The organism is Sphingobacterium sp. WOUb80 (assembly GCF_050058145.1).
Classification (GTDB): Bacteria; Bacteroidota; Bacteroidia; order Sphingobacteriales; family Sphingobacteriaceae; genus Sphingobacterium.
The window spans coordinates 3295605-3312780 of record NZ_CP165617.1 but is presented as its reverse complement, the minus strand read 5'-3'; the positions used below and the strand labels follow the sequence as shown (position 1 = coordinate 3312780).

General features: G+C 40.2%; 12 protein-coding genes. 10 read left to right on the top strand and 2 right to left on the bottom strand.

Features of this window, described 5'->3' with window-relative positions; all coding sequences use genetic code 11:
- The 5 genes from AB1Z56_RS13875 to AB1Z56_RS13855 are packed head-to-tail and all read left to right on the top strand — an operon-like array spanning position 1 to position 8022.
- Entirely contained in the window at positions 1–1242 is a 1242-nt protein-coding gene (locus tag AB1Z56_RS13875; RefSeq protein WP_309362684.1) for a hypothetical protein, read from the top strand.
- A gap of 2 nt (positions 1243–1244) precedes the next feature.
- Positions 1245–2387 (top strand): fasciclin domain-containing protein, encoded by a 1143-nt coding sequence (locus tag AB1Z56_RS13870; protein ID WP_426789389.1) that lies wholly within the window; start codon positions 1245–1247, stop codon positions 2385–2387.
- A 12-nt stretch (positions 2388–2399) separates the two neighbouring features.
- Positions 2400–3680 (top strand): fasciclin domain-containing protein, encoded by a 1281-nt coding sequence (locus AB1Z56_RS13865; protein WP_426789388.1) that lies wholly within the window; start codon positions 2400–2402, stop codon positions 3678–3680.
- A 41-nt stretch (positions 3681–3721) separates the two neighbouring features.
- Positions 3722–4699, top strand: a complete 978-nt coding sequence (locus AB1Z56_RS13860) for a fasciclin domain-containing protein (protein WP_426789387.1) — start codon at positions 3722–3724, stop codon at positions 4697–4699.
- A 47-nt stretch (positions 4700–4746) separates the two neighbouring features.
- Positions 4747–8022, top strand: a complete 3276-nt coding sequence (locus tag AB1Z56_RS13855; RefSeq protein ID WP_426789386.1) for a TonB-dependent receptor — start codon at positions 4747–4749, stop codon at positions 8020–8022.
- A gap of 48 nt (positions 8023–8070) precedes the next feature.
- Here the strand turns inward: AB1Z56_RS13855 and AB1Z56_RS13850 are convergent, their stop codons facing one another.
- Positions 8071–9102, bottom strand: coding sequence for a fatty acid desaturase (locus AB1Z56_RS13850; protein WP_313264049.1), 1032 nt, complete (start codon positions 9100–9102; stop codon positions 8071–8073).
- A gap of 166 nt (positions 9103–9268) precedes the next feature.
- The gene (locus tag AB1Z56_RS13845; protein WP_426789385.1) at positions 9269–11728 is read right to left on the bottom strand and encodes an outer membrane beta-barrel protein; all 2460 of its coding nucleotides are present in this window, start codon (positions 11726–11728) and stop codon (positions 9269–9271) included.
- A gap of 320 nt (positions 11729–12048) precedes the next feature.
- Between AB1Z56_RS13845 and AB1Z56_RS13840 the strand changes: the two genes are divergently transcribed.
- The 5 genes from AB1Z56_RS13840 (at position 12049) to AB1Z56_RS13820 (ending at position 17166) form a co-directional block, all read left to right on the top strand.
- Positions 12049–13530 (top strand): TlpA family protein disulfide reductase, encoded by a 1482-nt coding sequence (locus AB1Z56_RS13840; protein WP_426789384.1) that lies wholly within the window; start codon positions 12049–12051, stop codon positions 13528–13530.
- Between the two features lie 86 nt (positions 13531–13616).
- A complete protein-coding gene (locus AB1Z56_RS13835; RefSeq protein ID WP_426789383.1) occupies positions 13617–14180 on the top strand; it encodes a hypothetical protein in 564 nt (187 codons plus the stop codon).
- A 102-nt stretch (positions 14181–14282) separates the two neighbouring features.
- Positions 14283–14837, top strand: a complete 555-nt coding sequence (locus tag AB1Z56_RS13830; protein WP_309362693.1) for a hypothetical protein — start codon at positions 14283–14285, stop codon at positions 14835–14837.
- Positions 14838–15147: 310 nt separating this feature from the next.
- Positions 15148–15387 (top strand): hypothetical protein, encoded by a 240-nt coding sequence (locus AB1Z56_RS13825; protein WP_313264043.1) that lies wholly within the window; start codon positions 15148–15150, stop codon positions 15385–15387.
- Positions 15388–15642: 255 nt separating this feature from the next.
- Entirely contained in the window at positions 15643–17166 is a 1524-nt protein-coding gene (locus tag AB1Z56_RS13820; RefSeq protein ID WP_426789382.1) for a hypothetical protein, read from the top strand.
- The last annotated feature ends 10 nt before the right edge of the window (positions 17167–17176 follow it).

Genomic DNA, 17176 nt, shown 5'->3' with positions numbered 1-17176 from the left:
ATGAAACACAAGATTTTAAATTGTCCCATTTTTGCAGTTATCGCGTTATCGTTTGTTTTTTGCGTAGCGAGCTGCACAAAAACCGAATATCGTACCGTCGAAGACCCTGCTTATATCCGGGTATTTAATAATTTGACCTATACGCTCACTTTAGATAATAAAGAAGAAGCGCAACCTTTTTTCTGCATGTTTATTGATCCGGAGTTTGATGCGTCAGGCAAACCCATTGGTGGAAAGGCAATAGGTGATTTTTTGGATAAACGGAATATTTATGCAGCACCCAATGCAGCACATGCGGGATTGAGTACTTCCAAATATAACCCCGAATACCCGGGCAAAGAACTGGTACCCACAGCACCTATATTGAATGGTTTTGATTTAACAAATTGGGCACAGGTGCCTGCAGGCAAACGTCGTTTCCTCTTTATGGCAAGGCCCATCAGTAACGTTCCATTTGCTCAATTGCCCGATGAGCAACAGCGCAAAGTATTTCTGGATACCATTATTGATCTCTCCTCGCGCGAAGTGTATACCCTACATATACTACAGAAGGATTTTAAGACAAAGGAAAACGGACTCTATGTCCGTCAGGAGACGTTCCATAAACAGGCTTTTTCGGATACCCTGACTTATGTTAATTTTTATAACCTGAGTGCCAAAGGTTTTCTACAGGCAGATCTTTCACAGAAATTGCCCGTACCGGGAACAACAAGGTCGTTGCGCTACGGTTTACTTGATACGATGAATATTTTTATCACGCATATTCAGCCAAGTGTGAATGCTGCCGGAGCTACTGTTCAGCAGCGTATTCCAAATTTCAGTTATCAATACGCGGGTCAGATGCAGCGTAACATTGATGCGCCGAAAGTTACGCCTTATTATGGTTTCCCGATCTTCTTGCAGGATAAAAACAAGATTTATTCGGATACCTGGCAATATATTCAGTTTTTTGCACCTGCTATTGATCCGCGTACCGCAGTATCCTATCTCGAACCACCATCGGTTCCGGGAGGGCTTACGGAGCCTGCTGTTAAAGATGGTACCTTTGGTTATATATTGATGGATCATACACAGTATGCACCCAGTTATTATCTAAATACTTTTTTCCCCGGTCTAACCGTCAATGTTCATTCAGGAACAGCTAATCCACGAACTTTTGGTGTAGTCAATAGTATTGAAGTTGTCAATGGCAATGCCTTTCTGACAACCGTACAACGGAAGTACCCGCAACCTATTTATTAATTATGAGACCAGATATTTTAGCTATAAATCAGCAAACAGCGAACAGACAAGCCAAAGACTCTGTGCGATCGGGCAGTATGAAAACGCTGATTTGGTTTGCTTTACTTTTAAACACACTCTTTTTCCATGCATGCAAGAATAAAGACCTTGATCTGTATGTTGAAAGTGACAAATACAGCAATGCATCGGATTTCATTGGCAACAATTATAACCTTAGCCTTTTTTACGCCGCATTGAAGCAGGCCGACTTATTGGATATGCTCAAGCAGGAGGGGCCTTATACGCTGTTCGCACCAACAAATAAAGCTTTCAATGATCTCGGCATTGTTCGTGCCAGCGACTTCGCCGGTATGAAGCAAGATAGCCTGCGGCAGCTATTACTTTATCATATGTTGCCGCGCAGGTTGTATACCAGTGATGTACCACCAAATACCATCGACAACAAATATGTTAATATGATGGAAAAAGAACTGTTTATCGGTTATAAAAACCAAAAAGCCTGTGCGGAATGTACGCTAATTTCGGACTTCTATGTTAATGGTTCAAAATCTGTCTTAGCGACGCAGAATATTGTATTGGCGAATGGTGTATTGCATGTCGTGGATAAAGTGCTGAAGTATAATCCAACCATACAAGATGTATTAAATTCCAAACCAGAGTATAGCTTATTTATTGCACTGCTCAAACGTATGGGAGACTGGAATCGTTTAGGCGAGCCCGCCAATACAACCGTTTTTGCGCCCAATAACGAAGCCTTTGAAAAGGCTGGAATAACAGCCAATGACATCGCTCAGTTAGATCCTGGAAAATATGGCAAACGATTGTCGCGTGTTTATCTGCTGTACAACCACTTCTTTCTTTCGGATATGGCAATCTATGGACAGTTACCGGGCTCAGGCTATTACGGAAGTCCGTATTATCGTGCGCGCATTGTTGGTGATGAATTATACTATTTTGGTATTTCCGCGAATACACCAATGGAGCCTTTTATTATCCATAGCCAAGCTCCTGAAGCCAATACGCCCCTCCGGATCAGCAACTTTCAGCCGGGTTATCAAACGGATTATAAAGCGGACAATGGTGTTGTACATGGAATAAATGGTTTGTTGGTACTGCCGGAAGAAGCACTGATAAAAGAAAACTAAGACAAGTCAACAATGAAAAGTAATTTAAACCAACATATAACAGGTATTGTATGTGGACTACTCCTCCTACTTTCTGCCTGTCAAAAAACAGAATTTATGCCGGATCCGGTGGGTGAAGAAATTCCCGCTCCCGATTATCCATCGCTCACAGCAGCTTTGCCCGCAGAGACAAGCCTGTTCAAGGCGATGTGGCAAAAGGCGGAGATGGATAAGGTATTGGCGACGGAGCAGGCGCAGGTCAAACTGACCTTTTTGGTTCCTGCCAATATTGCCATGGAAACTGCGGGATATACTGCCGCAAAAATACAGCAGCTAACAAAAGACTCCTTGCAGAACCTGTTGCGCTATCATGTACTCAATGGCGCTATCAGTTCCGGTCAGTTAGCCTTGATAGGGCGGGATTTGACATTTTTTACACTATTGAAGCACCCTAAATTTTTGGACGGTGAACCGCGGGATGGTTCATTGGTCCGGACGGTACCTTATTTTTATCGGCAACAGCTGAATGTGGAGCAGGGCAGCCTGATTATTGACGGAAAGAAATTAAAGATTGGGCAGGAACTTGCCGTTGCGCAGGGACATGTTTTTATTATCGAACAGGTACTTAAGGTACCTCAGCAACAGATGTACGATTTTCTGGTCAAGGATGGCCGTTTTTCCTTGTATTTAAAGGCCATGGAGCTTAGCAATATTGAATATACCAACGATTTTATGATGAATATGTATCCGGGTTTTGGTTTACCGGTTCGTTTTATGCTCGATTGGAACTATTATTTTGAAGGTACTTTTCACCACAGTACTGAACGGCCTCGGCATGTCATCCATTGCACGCTGTTTGCTCCAACGGATTTGGCTTTCAACCGGATGGGTATTTACACGGAGGCTGATCTGCGGGCCCTGAATGGAAGGATTGAAACCCCGTGGTATTATGAAACAAATCAATTAACTCCGGTGGATAGTTTGCTCAAGTACCAATACATCGGCAGCGCGCGAATGGAGACAGGTTATAATGAAGACTATACTATGTTCAATATAGACCTACAAATTGACCGTGTAATTGATAATTCGACTATTTTTTCGCAAATGTTGGACAACAACAAGCTGGCTCAATTTAAAAATATCCACCATCGTTTTTACCATACAGGTAGTGGCATACAGGTGGGGCATTTGAACAGCAAAGCACAACCTGTAGCCATTATTGAGGAAAATATCAACACCATTCAGGGGCCCATCCACGTTGTCGATCGGATAATCGTGCCAGATGATTTCAGTATGTGGCACAAGAAAAAGTAGTATACAAAGTGTAAACGATTAGACAAAAAGACATGAAATCAATGAACTATATATACGCCATCTTAGTGATGTTATCCTTGGTGAATTGTTCCAAGGATACAGGGAACCCTACGGAGGCTATCGAAAAAAATACCTTAAATGATGTGGTTCGGGACAATTTTGGATTGACTTATCTAGCTACTGCACTGTATAAAAGTGGGCTGAATAAAGTATTGATGCAAGCAGGTTCCTATACTTTGCTGGCTCCATCCGATGATGCTTACAAGGCCGCTGGTTATCAAAATCCGGCAGCGGTATATGCTGAGCCGGTGAGTAAACTCACTGAGCAGGGAAATTATCATATCCTGAAAGCGCCATTACTGTTTACCGGAAAGGCCTTAAAAATGAATCAGGAGGAGGAAACTTTATTGGGTACCAAAGTGTATTGGAGCCGCGTGAAGCGCGGACAAGACACATTGACGACGATCAATGGCGGGCGATTACTGCAGGCGGATACCAAAGCTGCTAATGGTGTGATGCAAGTACTGGACCGTTTATTGGTGGCCAATGTGCACAGCAACCTTAAGCAGGCGCTGGCAGCAAATGTTGATCTCAGCTTGTTTTATCAGGCTTTAAAGGCTGCGGGCTTACTGGAATCATTGGCGGGTACAGCAAATTATACGGTATTTGCACTCAATAATACAGCGATCAAACAAATGGGCTATCCTGATTTGGAAGCAATTGAAAAGGCCGATCCTGCTGCATTGAAAAAGCTCTTAAGCTATCATGTCGCCAAGGAACGCAAGTTTGCGCAAGATTACTTTCTGCTGACGCCGCAGGGAACAACGAGTTATACTGAAACGATGCTAAATGAAAAGACTTTGACCATTAATTTGCTTGGTCAATACAATGTACCCAATAGCTTTACGGGAATAACCGTAAAAGGCACTGGCAATTCCTGGGCACTAACTCCGGTACGTACCGATGTACTTGCTGGAAATGGAGTCATCCATGTCATGGGACAAGTGCTCCAACAATAAGGTGAAAGACTGTGTGTTATTCACTCAGATTTATAAAAAATGTTTACATGAGAACAATCAACAAGACAATATATCATTGGATCGGGATGTTTATTGCCCTATTCTTGCTCCAGCTCCAGCCAACAAGGATGCTGGCGCAGGAAACTTCCGGGACCCTCACGGGCCGGGTACTGGACGGGACAAAAGCACCGATAGCAGGCGCTTCTATCGAAGCGCTGCATACACCTTCGGGTACAAAATATACCCTTTCAGCAGATAAAGATGGCCGGTTTACGATCAATAATATGCGTATCGGCGGACCCTACCGTGTTAGTGCTACCGCTGTCGGGCTGCAACCCGATATCCGTGTGGATATTTTTATCCGGCTGGGGGGAGCACAGGAGCTCGAGTTCCTGTTGACCGAAGCCAACCAACGCATGGAGGAGGTGGTGGTCAGCGCCCGGGCAAGGGGGCAGCGAGCTGATACCTTCGGTGCCGGTAAAAATATTTCGGGTGAGCAGATTCGCAATATGCCGACCGTATCGCGTTCAATTACTGACGTTACACGTCTGACACCGCAGGGAAGCCGAGACAATAGCTTTGGTGGTACCAACTTCCGTTACAATAACGTCACTGTGGACGGCGCGATCAACAACGATGCCATCGGTTTTTCGCCATCTTTGGGTGGGCAGACCGGTACTTCGGGAATGGCGGGAAGTTCAACCCGCACCAATCCGATTTCGATCGATGCAATCCAAGATGTACAGGTGTATCTTGCTCCTTATGATGTCAAGATCGGTAACTTTACAGGTGGTTCAGTGAATGCAGTTACGCGTTCGGGGACGAACAAAATCGAGGGTTCGGTATATGGTTTCGGCCGCAATGCGGCACTGACGGGAAAAGACCGTGTAGGGACACTGGGCAAGATGAACAGTGACTTCTACGATTACCAGGCTGGTTTCCGGATCGGTTTCCCGATTATCAAAAATAAACTGTTCTTCTTCAGCAATGAAGAGATCGCGCGCCGGCAGGATCCGACACAGCTTATTGTTGGCACAACCGAAACAGCTCAGATATTGAGTGTGGCAGATGCCGAAAAAATAGCGAATACTGTCAAGGAGCGCTATGGCAATTTGTTTGATGCGGGCACAGCCGACAGCTATACCAACTGGAGCAAGTCTGTCAAGTTCTTCAACCGCGTCGATTGGAATATCAATGCCCGGCATCAGCTGGCAATCCGCAACAATACCATCCGTAGTTCGGCTACACACATGGACCGCGACCAGCAGGATTTTCGTTTTTCGAGCATGGCCTTCAAACAGACCAACAACCAGAGCAGTACGGTAGCCGAATTGAAGAGCCGTTTTTCAAATAGTCTTTCCGCCAATGCCGTGATCGGTTATACGGTTGTCAACGATAGACGTGATCCACTGTCAGACCCGACGCTGCCACAGGTACAGATCCAGGGACGTACACCGGGGACGACGGTGTACATCGGGACAGACCGTGAAGCAAGCATCTTTGATATGCAGCAACGCACCTGGGAGTTTACGGGCAACCTAACCTGGAATACAGGGCGCCATAAGCTGCTTTTCGGTACACACAATGAACTGTACAAAATCCGTTACGGTTTTGTGAACAGCTGGAACGGGCGTGTTGATTACAACAGCATCGAAGATTTTGTGCACAACAATCCATATCGGGTACGGGGAAGTTACAATTATAACAACAATACCCGCGACTATATCCTCGCAAATCCAGCGGCAGATTTTGGTGTCAATATGTATAGCTTGTATCTACAGGACGAAATCCGTATCCACGACCGATTACGCATTACACCCGGCCTACGGGCAGATTTAGCAAGTCTGCCGGATATGCCTCAACTGAGCGATAAAGTGAAAAATATCCTCTCAGATCCGAATTTCGGCACGACTTATCAATATACACCCCTTAGTCGTCTGCGCAATGATTTTATGAATAGGGTACAACTATCGCCACGAGTAGGCTTCCGCTGGGAAGTAACAGAAGACCGCAAACTGGTATTGCGCGGCGGGGCAGGGTTGTTTACGGGACGGATTCCGTTTGCCTGGCTGGCTTACGCTTATTACAATACCGGAAACAGTTATGGTGCATTTGACCAGCGGGCAGATCAGAAGCCTTTTGCACCGGGAAGTGATGCGATACGTCCGAGTGAAAATGGCTTGGCCGATTTTATTGCGCAGAACGGGGCAGTTGTCAACGATCCCAATAGCGGAAAAACACAAGTGGACCTCGTAGACAATGGTTTTACCCTGCCGCAGGTCTTTCGGGGAAGTTTGGGTATTGACTATGAGGCGGCTGGCGACTGGAAGTTTACACTAGAGGGGATCTATACCAAAAATATCAGCGATGTATTATTTCAGCAGCTCAATACATCTGACAACCCGCGCTGGTACGGTTATGACCGTGGGCACCAGCAACCGATATATAGTGGTACAGTGGATAGCCGTTTCTCGAATATTTACTTGCTGAGCAATACCAATCAGGGATATAAGTACAGCCTGACAGGAACGGTTGCCAAAAAATACAAGACCTTAAATGCGACGGCAAGCTACACCTACGGTATGTCAAAAGACTTGTCCAATGGGGTACGGAATTCGATGGAATCAAACTGGCAGCTCAATCAGTCCTTGATCCCGAATAACCCCAGTCTGGCCTTCAGTAATTTTGACATCCGGCATCGGATCGTCGCAAGTATCAGCTATGATAAACTGTGGCACCGTGCAGGACGGACCAATATTACCTTGTTCTTTTCAGCACAGTCAGGGTCGCCATTTACCTATGGTATCGTGAACAATAGCATTCAGGGATTACCACAGCAAGTATCGCTGGTCTATATACCGACAGCGTCGGAGGCAATCCGGTATTTTAAAGATATTGCCGGTGGACAGACAGCAGTGCAACAGGCTGCGGCTTTCAATACTTTCATTGATGCCAATGCCTATTTAAGTGGACGGCGCGGCGATTTTACCGAACGTAATAAAGCACGTACACCTTGGAATGTGCAGGCAGACCTGCGGCTGGCACACGAACTTGCCGTCAATAGGCAGGGGCATATCCTTACCCTGTCGGCTGATGTGATGAACCTGACGAACCTGCTGTACCGGAAATGGGGCGTACAGTATTTCTCGCCGAATACGTTCAACTCGACAAGTTCGGTCGGACTGACGCCAACGCTATTTCCACCACAGCAGAACGAAGGAAACTGGCCGGTCTTTGAGTTCCGCAACCCCGGCACGCCATACAGTATAGATTATTTTAATTCCCGAGCACAGGTACAGCTGGGCCTAAGGTATTCATTTTAGATAAAAAACAAAAGGTACATCCGTTTTCCAGGATGTACCTTTTGCTTTTTAAACCTTTGATTTTAGATAGGGGATATGGTATTGTTCGTCGAATCTTTTTTTGTCATCGCGATAACTGCTGACTGCACCCAGTTTATGCATCATTTTAATATAGCACCAAGCGAGATCAATTTGATAAGGTTTAAAACCACTTCGCGCACTTTTTGGATACAAATGATGATTGTTGTGCCATTCGCCCGCAACAATTCCAGGCCATAGTTGATTTATTGATTTGTCTTTTTCATTAAAGTCAACGCCTTCCCGCTGTTTGTCTTCTCCTTTCGCATGACCTTCATAGTTGAATGTCCTTACACCTACAGCCCAAAATCCAGCAGCACCAAAGAGTGTACAGGCTAGTGCATGGCCACCGATCAGATAAAAGATTGCATACCAGAAAGCCCAATTCAGTATCCAGGACCCTATTGCATGGCTAGGATTTACATAGGAGCCCCACTTTTGATATTGCAGATAACTATTGGCTGCTACACCTGTATGGCGCATAAGAAGTTTTACTCGGTTATAAGAATTTTCGGTAAGGTCCTTTGCAATAGGCTGGTGATTTACATCCGCTAGAAAACAGTATAAAAATCCGGCTTGTGCATTATAGGGGTCTCCTGGTTTATCAGATTTTGCATGATGGACATGATGTGAAATCACATATATTTCTTCAGGAATTACATTGATAGTCAGATTTTGTGTGAAAAAACGCCAGAATCCGTTCCGAAATTTGAAGGCTCCATGCGTGGCAAATCGATGATGCCATATCGTTCCATGGGTACCCATAACGATCATACTGTAAACAAAGGCTGCCAGTACTGTCCACCAGTTGAGATGGTATACTAAGAATAAGATAAAAAAAGGAATGAGGCACGCCACTTTTAGCCAGCTAAAAAATGGCAACCAGTTGCGTTTGTCTTTAAATATATTGAGACGTTTGAAGAATTCGTTAAGAATTTGTTTTTTACTAGGTTTTACGAGGTTTCCATCGTTGTCTTTCCATCCGTAGGTAGGAACTTGTAGAACATGATCTAAAAAGGGCATTGTGGTTGATCTAAATTATTATGTTCGCTAAGCTACCATATAATCAGGTTAAAAAGTGTTAACAGCAAAAATTTAACATATTCACAGATGATAACGGATCAGCTCATTGTTATTACTCACATTTTCAGAGTCGCTGCTGCCTACTAACGGAATCAATTTATCTTTTTTAATCTATTCTCGAATCCTTCTCCAGTTTTTTTGCCTGTTTGATCGAGAAGGTCTTTCCAAAATTATAACTTAAACTCACTTTTGCATATCTTGACCTTAATTTATTGATTGACTCAATTGCAATCACATTACCTAAGCTGGAAATAGGAGCTTTTTGTAAATTAAAAATATCTTCAATAGTCAAGGATATGTTCAGCTTGTCTTGGAGGACCTTTTGTTGTACCCCAGTCGTTACATACCCTGTAGCTCCATATTTCATCTGAAAACTATTTCTTTTCGAGGCATAGAAACCAAGTATTTGGATAGTAGTCTTTGGAAAGATATGGATGAAGGTATTGATTGATCCGTTGAAGTTTAGCATTCCGGGTAACAAAATATCTTCCGCATTGTTCGATTTGAATGTCGGACGTTGGAGCGATAGGTATGTGCTGATATTCACCTTGCTTCCAAATTTGTTTTGCGACATGAAGTAACCTCCAATCTGTTGCTGATTATAATCATTATAATAGTTAAACTCTGGACTTGCTGCCTCCTGATTATACCTGGATACATACGCAAACATTTTGTTTGAGGAGTTTCCATATAAAGAGAGTAAGATGGAGTGGTTGTCATTCAGTTTATGTGAATATTGGAGATCCAGTCTATTGGCAAAATAAGGCTTTAAATAAATGTTACCATTGGTAAAATAGATCGGATTATTTGTTACTACAAATGGATTGAGCATGTTGTAACCGGGCCGTTCAATTCTTCTATTCCCCGATAAAGAAATACTTTTTTTCTCGTCGAAATCATGTCGTATATAAAAATTGGGAAATAAATTAATATAATTATTTTTTATCTTTTCGCTCATCGAAATGGATCGCAGTGTATAGTCGAATGATTCAAGTCGCAAACCCACATCGAAAGAGATGCCTTTATATTTACCGCCCAAAGCAGCATAAGCGGCAAGTATATTCTCGTTGTATTGGACTTCATCTTCCTTACTTTCTTCTCCACTTACTATATTTTCATTTGTAGCTAAATTCTTAAAGAAGCTTTTGGTATTTGCTCTGTTATATTTTGCTCCAAATTTTAGATCAATGTCTTTTCCAATGCTGTTTTTATAATCAGCATTGAATGTCCAGATTTCATAGGGTCTGGTTGTGATAAAATTTCTGCTGTTGTTTTCTGAAGAATTTATTCCGATGCCGGAAAAATTATATGCCTTTCTCCAAAACGATGTATTATTCTCATTGGAGTATTTAGAATAATTCAGGCCAATCGAAAGCTTGTTTTTCTTTTCAAAATTTTTATCATAAATCAGATCGACGATATGGAAATTATTGTCTAAAAAAATTAAATCACGCTGTTCAATTCTTCTTTGAAATTCATCTTTCCGATTATAGATAGCAGCGTCCCTTTCATTTGGAAATTTGCCATAAAAATAAGCATACCAATAATTCAAAGAAAGTGTGCTCGTCGAATCAACATGATAAAGTGTATTGGTTTTGATTGAATGTGTCCGTTGGGACCTATGGCTAACCTGTTCTTGCTTATAGAGAAAACTTGAATCAGGCAAGTAATAGTTTTTTATGAGATCATTTCGTTTATGTTGGTTTTCACTGTAGGAGAAATTATAGCCCAATGAAATTTCGAACTTATTTTTTTTAAGATTAAGATTCAGTGATTCATCTGTTCCCCAAAGTGTAGAAACACTGGCGCTTGCAGAACCAAAGAATCCCAGGTTGGTATTTTTCTTAAGTCTGATATCTAAAATCCCTCCATCACCGGAGGAGTCGTAGGCTGTGCCTGGACTGGTAAGCACATTAATGGAGAGTACATCGTTGCTTGGCAGGGATTTTAGGTAGTTCAATAGATCCTGCCCCCCCATATTGACTTTGCGGCCGTTGATTAATACTGCGGCTCCCTTGCCAAGCAATTGTAATTTACCTTCCAGCTCGTTCACAGTAAGTCCGGGTACCTGCTTGAGTAGTTCTGCCATATTTGTGCTGTTTCCTATGACATTGTTGTCTGCGTTGAATTTATATCCGCCAGTAATAAGTTCTAGCGTTGGCCTTTTCGAAGAAACTGTCACCTCCTCAAGCTTATTGTCAATTTTAAGCAGTTTTATTGTGCCGATATCTATATTGCTCCCGTTCATGGTTTCAATTCTTTTGGTCTGCGGCTGAAATCCCATGTAGCTGATTTTAAGATAAAAGGGCGTACGGTTATACGCTAGCTGGTAGTCTCCGGTTTTGTTTGTCATCGTTGTTTTTAGTGGGGCGTTATCAGTTTGGTGTTCCCATAAATATATTGAGGCTAAATGAATAGGTTGATTGGTAATAGAATCGACTACTTTACCCGTAACAAGAAGAGTTGAATCGTTAGCATGAATGGTAATTGTATGATATGAACCATGAGATAGAGAGAAAAACAGCAGATAGGGGACAATCAGGAAAAGTTTTTTTAATACATTCATAAATTTAAATTTCTTACGCTAAAGCTTGATGATAATTGTTTTAGTTAGTAGCTATTGGTTAGTCGGTTTTAGCGAAAGAATGTTGCATATTATGTAATAAAAATTTGAAAAATATACCGTCGGAAAAATTGGAAGGGAAGCCTTAAGAAGAGGTGGCTCCATCCAGATGAACAGCCTGTCTATATTTACTACACAAAAGTGTATTTTTAAAAATATGCGTACAATCAGAGTGAATAAAACATTAGTTTAGAGTTAAATAAGAGATGCTTGTTTTTTCTCTGCTGTACATTTGTTAAAATTATAAACTATTCATAATTATTATGCTAAAAATAGGACTAGTCTTTATGGGAAGTCTGCTATCCCTTATATTCAACTGTTACGGGCAGAGCAATTATATGTCTAGCGGCTATATTTCACTTATCATAAAAGGAGCGTCACCGCATGATTTGAAAAACCTGGAAGTAGATGGCCCTTTTATGAGTGATCCTTTACAAGGAGACCGGCCGGTTACATTTAGAAGCGTCAATGATTCGACTCTTTTACTATCCGAATTTACATTTGGCCCTGCTTCGGTTTTTTTTAGGATAAATGGTCGCTACCTCTCGACTATTCTGCTTCCGAATGAAACTAATGTTATTAACCTTCATGTAACCGATTCCGCCAATTTTGATCTGGATTACCATGGTTCTTACAAGGAGATTTTTGACAATTCTGGTCTGCAGGAAAAGCTCATCATGAAAATGTTTTCCTACAAGCCGAGAGTAAAGAAAGAGAAAGCTAAATTTGCTTCTGAAAAGGAATTCACAGAAGTTAAAATGCTTCATTTGAATCAGATGAAAGATTCTTTGCTGAAAAATACTCCTTCTCAATTCCTACGAAATTATTATTCAAAACTGATAGAAACATTTCAGATTACACCACTCTTAAAAGACTATAGAACAAGTCTTTTGAACTACTATAAAATGCTAGGTATAGATGACAAAAAAGAAATCAACTTACCGGTTAGAACACGTTCATATTATGATAATCTCATTACATCTGGCTATTTAGACTCACTTAGTTTACTTCCGTCTGGCTATTTTGACCTTTTGCTTACTATTCAAAAGGATACGCTTTTGGAATTGCCTGATATTTTGAAGACTGGCCCTGCTGTTTTTACAAAAAGCCTCAAAAAGACGTTTAAATATTTGTCTCAGGACGATCATAATCTTTTTTATGATATGATGGCTGCCAGTGCATATATTAACGCCATAAATCAAGGACAGCAATTAAGCGATCAGAATCTGTACGATATCATTGCATACTTTAAAAATAAACAATTAAGCAGTTATATTTTGCATCGATCAGCTATCAGCCTGCTTAATCAGAAGAAGAAGAATGGAGAAGTGTTCTTTCTTCCATTCGAAAAAGAAAATGATGATGTTTTAAACAATATACTGGAGAAATATAAAGGAAAAGTTCTGTTGGTTGACTTTTGGGCAACCTGGTGCGGCCCCTGTCTTGCTGCTTCCCCAGCGATAGAAAAGGTTAAAAAACGATTTGAAAATAGGGATGATATTAAATTCATTTATCTAACAGACGAAACTTCAGACCGCAATAGATTTTATGAACTGACTGAAGTCCTCAAGGGTGAGCATTATTATCTTTATAAAAACCAATTTGAAGCAATTAAGAAGAAATACAACTTTGAAGCAATTCCTAGTTACGTCGTTTTCGATAAAAATGGAAATATGAGTCAAGCAAGTACCGCTCCGGATAATTTGGAAGAAGTTGCCAAAACCTGGATAGAGAGCGTGCTTTAATTTTACCAAAACTTGTGTTTTGCATCCGATTAGTCAGAAGCAAGAATTATAGGTTTCGCTGTCTTTGTAAGCAAATAAAATAGATTATGAAAAAGATTCTCTCTACTTTGATCATGGTAGTATCTATATCGGCTCTTTTTGAGGCTAGTGCTCAAACACGAAAAAACAATAATTATGACTTTTTTGATACTGTCGTAAATAGCCATAATCAGATTTTTCCGTATTCAGGTATTCCATCTGCTATAGAAATGATTTTAAAGTATTGTAAAGTAGTGAATTTTAACTTTTACGACCTGCAGAACGAATGGCAAAACAAAGCCGATGGTTCTTTTCGGGACTTTGATAATAGAAAAGTATTCGGAATTACTTTTTCTCAAAAATTTAAGCTGCCTCGGGATGAAAACTTTCCGTTAGACAGTCTCTTTCAAACAATAAAAAATGAATTGAAGTCTGGTAAAAAAGTAATTATTTCACTGCGGGTTGACACGGGTTGGTCTATTTTTGTTGTTTATAAGCAAACCCCGGATGGAGAGTTTGTCTCGTACAACAAATTTGGGAGCCACACAATAATACTTCGAAATACAAAAGAAATTATAAGAAAAACTAATGGTACTGAAATTATGACATACAATTTTCCTCCCTTATTGTAGCCGATATTGAATACAATATGCTTCTATACCAAGAATATGATCGTTTTAATTCAGTTTTGTTGGATTTGGAAAAATCAATACTATCTATAAATAATTTAAATTATGAAAAGAATTCTCTTTAGTTTAATTCTGTTAATAGCCACATCTCCTATTTTTCTTTTGAAAGCTCAAACAATAAAAGTCGATAGCTGTGATTTTTTTGATACTGTCGTAAATAACCATAATCAGATCTTTCAGATGTCGTGTATCCCCTCAGCTATTGAAATGATACTAAAGTATTATAATGTTGTTGATTTTGATTTTTACGATCTGCAGAATGAATGGAAAGACAAAGCCGATGGTTCTTTCCATAATTTTGACAAAAAAGAATTATATGGCATTACTTTTTTTCAAAAATTTGTTTTGCCCCGGGATGAAAACTTTCCGATTGACAGTCTCTTTCAAACCATAGAAAATGAATTGAAGTCTGATAAAAAAGTGATTATCTCACTTCCTGCTGACACGGGCTGGCATATGTTTATTATCTGCAAACAAACTCCAGATGGAGAATTTGTTTCATATAGCAAACTTGGAAGCCACACCTTAGTACTTCGAAATACAAAAGAAATTGTAAGAAAATCTAATGGTACAGAAATTATGACTTACAGCATTCCCTAATATATTTTTTTAGATTTCTCAAGTTGGCTAAACCATGTTTCAATATAACATATTGTTCATAAACTTCTTGAAAGTTTTCAAAAAAATCAAACTTCTGCTCTGATTCGGAGATTTTGTAAATTTAAAGTTGCGCATATTTATCGATCAGCATTTTAGAAGAATTAATAGCTGAAGTTGATCGATCGTCAACTAAAGAAATGAATAGTTTTGATTTATTAAGTAAATTAGTTCTATGAAATATAACTTGATAACCTTTTTATGTCTTTTGACTGTGATGCTTTCCGCTTGCTCTGGTACCCGCATTGCCACAATGAGAAAATCGAAGATGGAGCAGCTTGAGCTGGGCATGTCCAAAACCAAGGTCGTTAATATCCTTGGATCATCTTACTCAATTTCGCAAAAGGAAGTAAACGCTAATGACACCATTGAAGTTATATCCTACAGGAATGTACCCTTTGATGATGAATTCTATTTATTTAGGTTTAAGAATAGCAAATTAGAGAAGTGGCACCGCGAATTCCAGCCAATCTACAAAGCAGCGCAGCCGTAGGAGGCTATACCAACTTAGTATAACAGCACAATCTCTATTTAGTTATATTTCTACAGGATGACCTATATTCTTAAAGAATTGTCTGAGTATTTCATAGGTTGTCAAGTCTGCACAAACCTAAATCAAAACCTTGCAATTATGATCCATATTAAGCTAAATATGCCGGCTGGTTTTTTAATATTTATTCTGGTTCTTTCTAGCTGTACGACGGTTAATCGGCCAATATCGAACTTAAATAAATTTTCTCAAGGGGCTATGAATCAATTGACAAATGATTCCTTGGGGGTAAAGATCGCATTCTACGGGAACGCAAATTTTGGATCTAAGTATATAGATTTAAAAGATGTGAAGTCTGTCTTTAGAAAGAGGCAGGTAAAGTTCCCGTCAAAGAATATTATTTTTTGGGGAACCTATGAATCGAGTACAAACCCTATGTATGTGGTTGGCAGCTTGGAAGCTTTTTTAGATATTTCAAGGTTCACTTTAGATAGCTCAATGCACGGTTCTATTTATTATCGAAATATTCAGTTAAATAAAAATAACATCATAACTAGAATTGCGATCCCATATACAAAGGATTTATTTCTTTTGATTAACGAAATCTGGACGGAGACCGGTCATAGGAATGAAAATATCAAGGAGGCCTTAAATCATGTAAAAACCACTTACAGTTCTTTGACTTATGGCGCAAACTTTAGTAAAGAAGATCCCGACGAAGAAATCAATTATTTTGATATAGCTGAGTCTGCTTTTAAAGATAAAGGATATGCTAACTACTTATCTCCGAGAGATACGCTGCAAAAACTTTTGGTACAAAATAAAACCAGCCAATATGCCAGTGAACTGTTTAAATCCTACAGCTCGTTTCTCGGGGAAAGTGTCCAGTATGATAGCTTACCTGAACAAGAGCAATTTACAGGAAAAAAAACGGCGGTTTCGATAGATGATATTGCTGAAAAAATAAAACGACATCGAGTGGTAATGTTTAACGAGAATCATTTGCTTCCGCGATGTCGGCTGGTGGTCAATCTGCTATTGCCAAAGCTTTACAAAGAAGGCTTTAATGTACTTGCTTTAGAAGGCTTATCTGAAGATGAAGAGCGGATTAATAAATTTGGGTTTCCAAATATCGAAAGTGGATTTTATACCAGAGATCCCAATATGGCCAATCTCATTCGGACGGCCACCAAGTTAGGCTTAAAAGTGATCAGTTATGAGGATTTTGAAGATACAGAGGAAAGGGACCTTTCTCAAGCAAGAAATCTTATTAGAAAAACTGAAATCAACACAAAAAGTGATACTAAAGTTATTGTGTTAGCAGGTGGCGGACATATAGACGAAGGAGATATCGGCGCAAATAAAAGTATGGCCCATTATTTTAAGAAACTCAGTAAAATTGACCCTTATACTGTTAATCAGGTCAAATTTTCTTCTGCTCAGGAAACGAACGATTCTATATATATCATGGAGAACACCAGACTGTACGATAACGACCTATATCTGTCAAACTGTCTGAATAGCGATCAGATAGTAATTGGAGGAAATGAATTCAATCGTAAGTACAATATCGCAAAAACCAACTTGGCAAAAGGAACAGCCTACGCGATATATATCTATCATGATAAGGAATTTCAACTCGATAGTACGGCGATTCCGATCTATCTGTCACTCTCAAAAAAAGATACGATACAGCTAAACCTTTCAAAAGGGACGTATCGATACCTCGAAAGAGATCAGGATGGAGGCATAATTCACCAGGAAATTATTGAAATAGAGTGAAGAATAATGA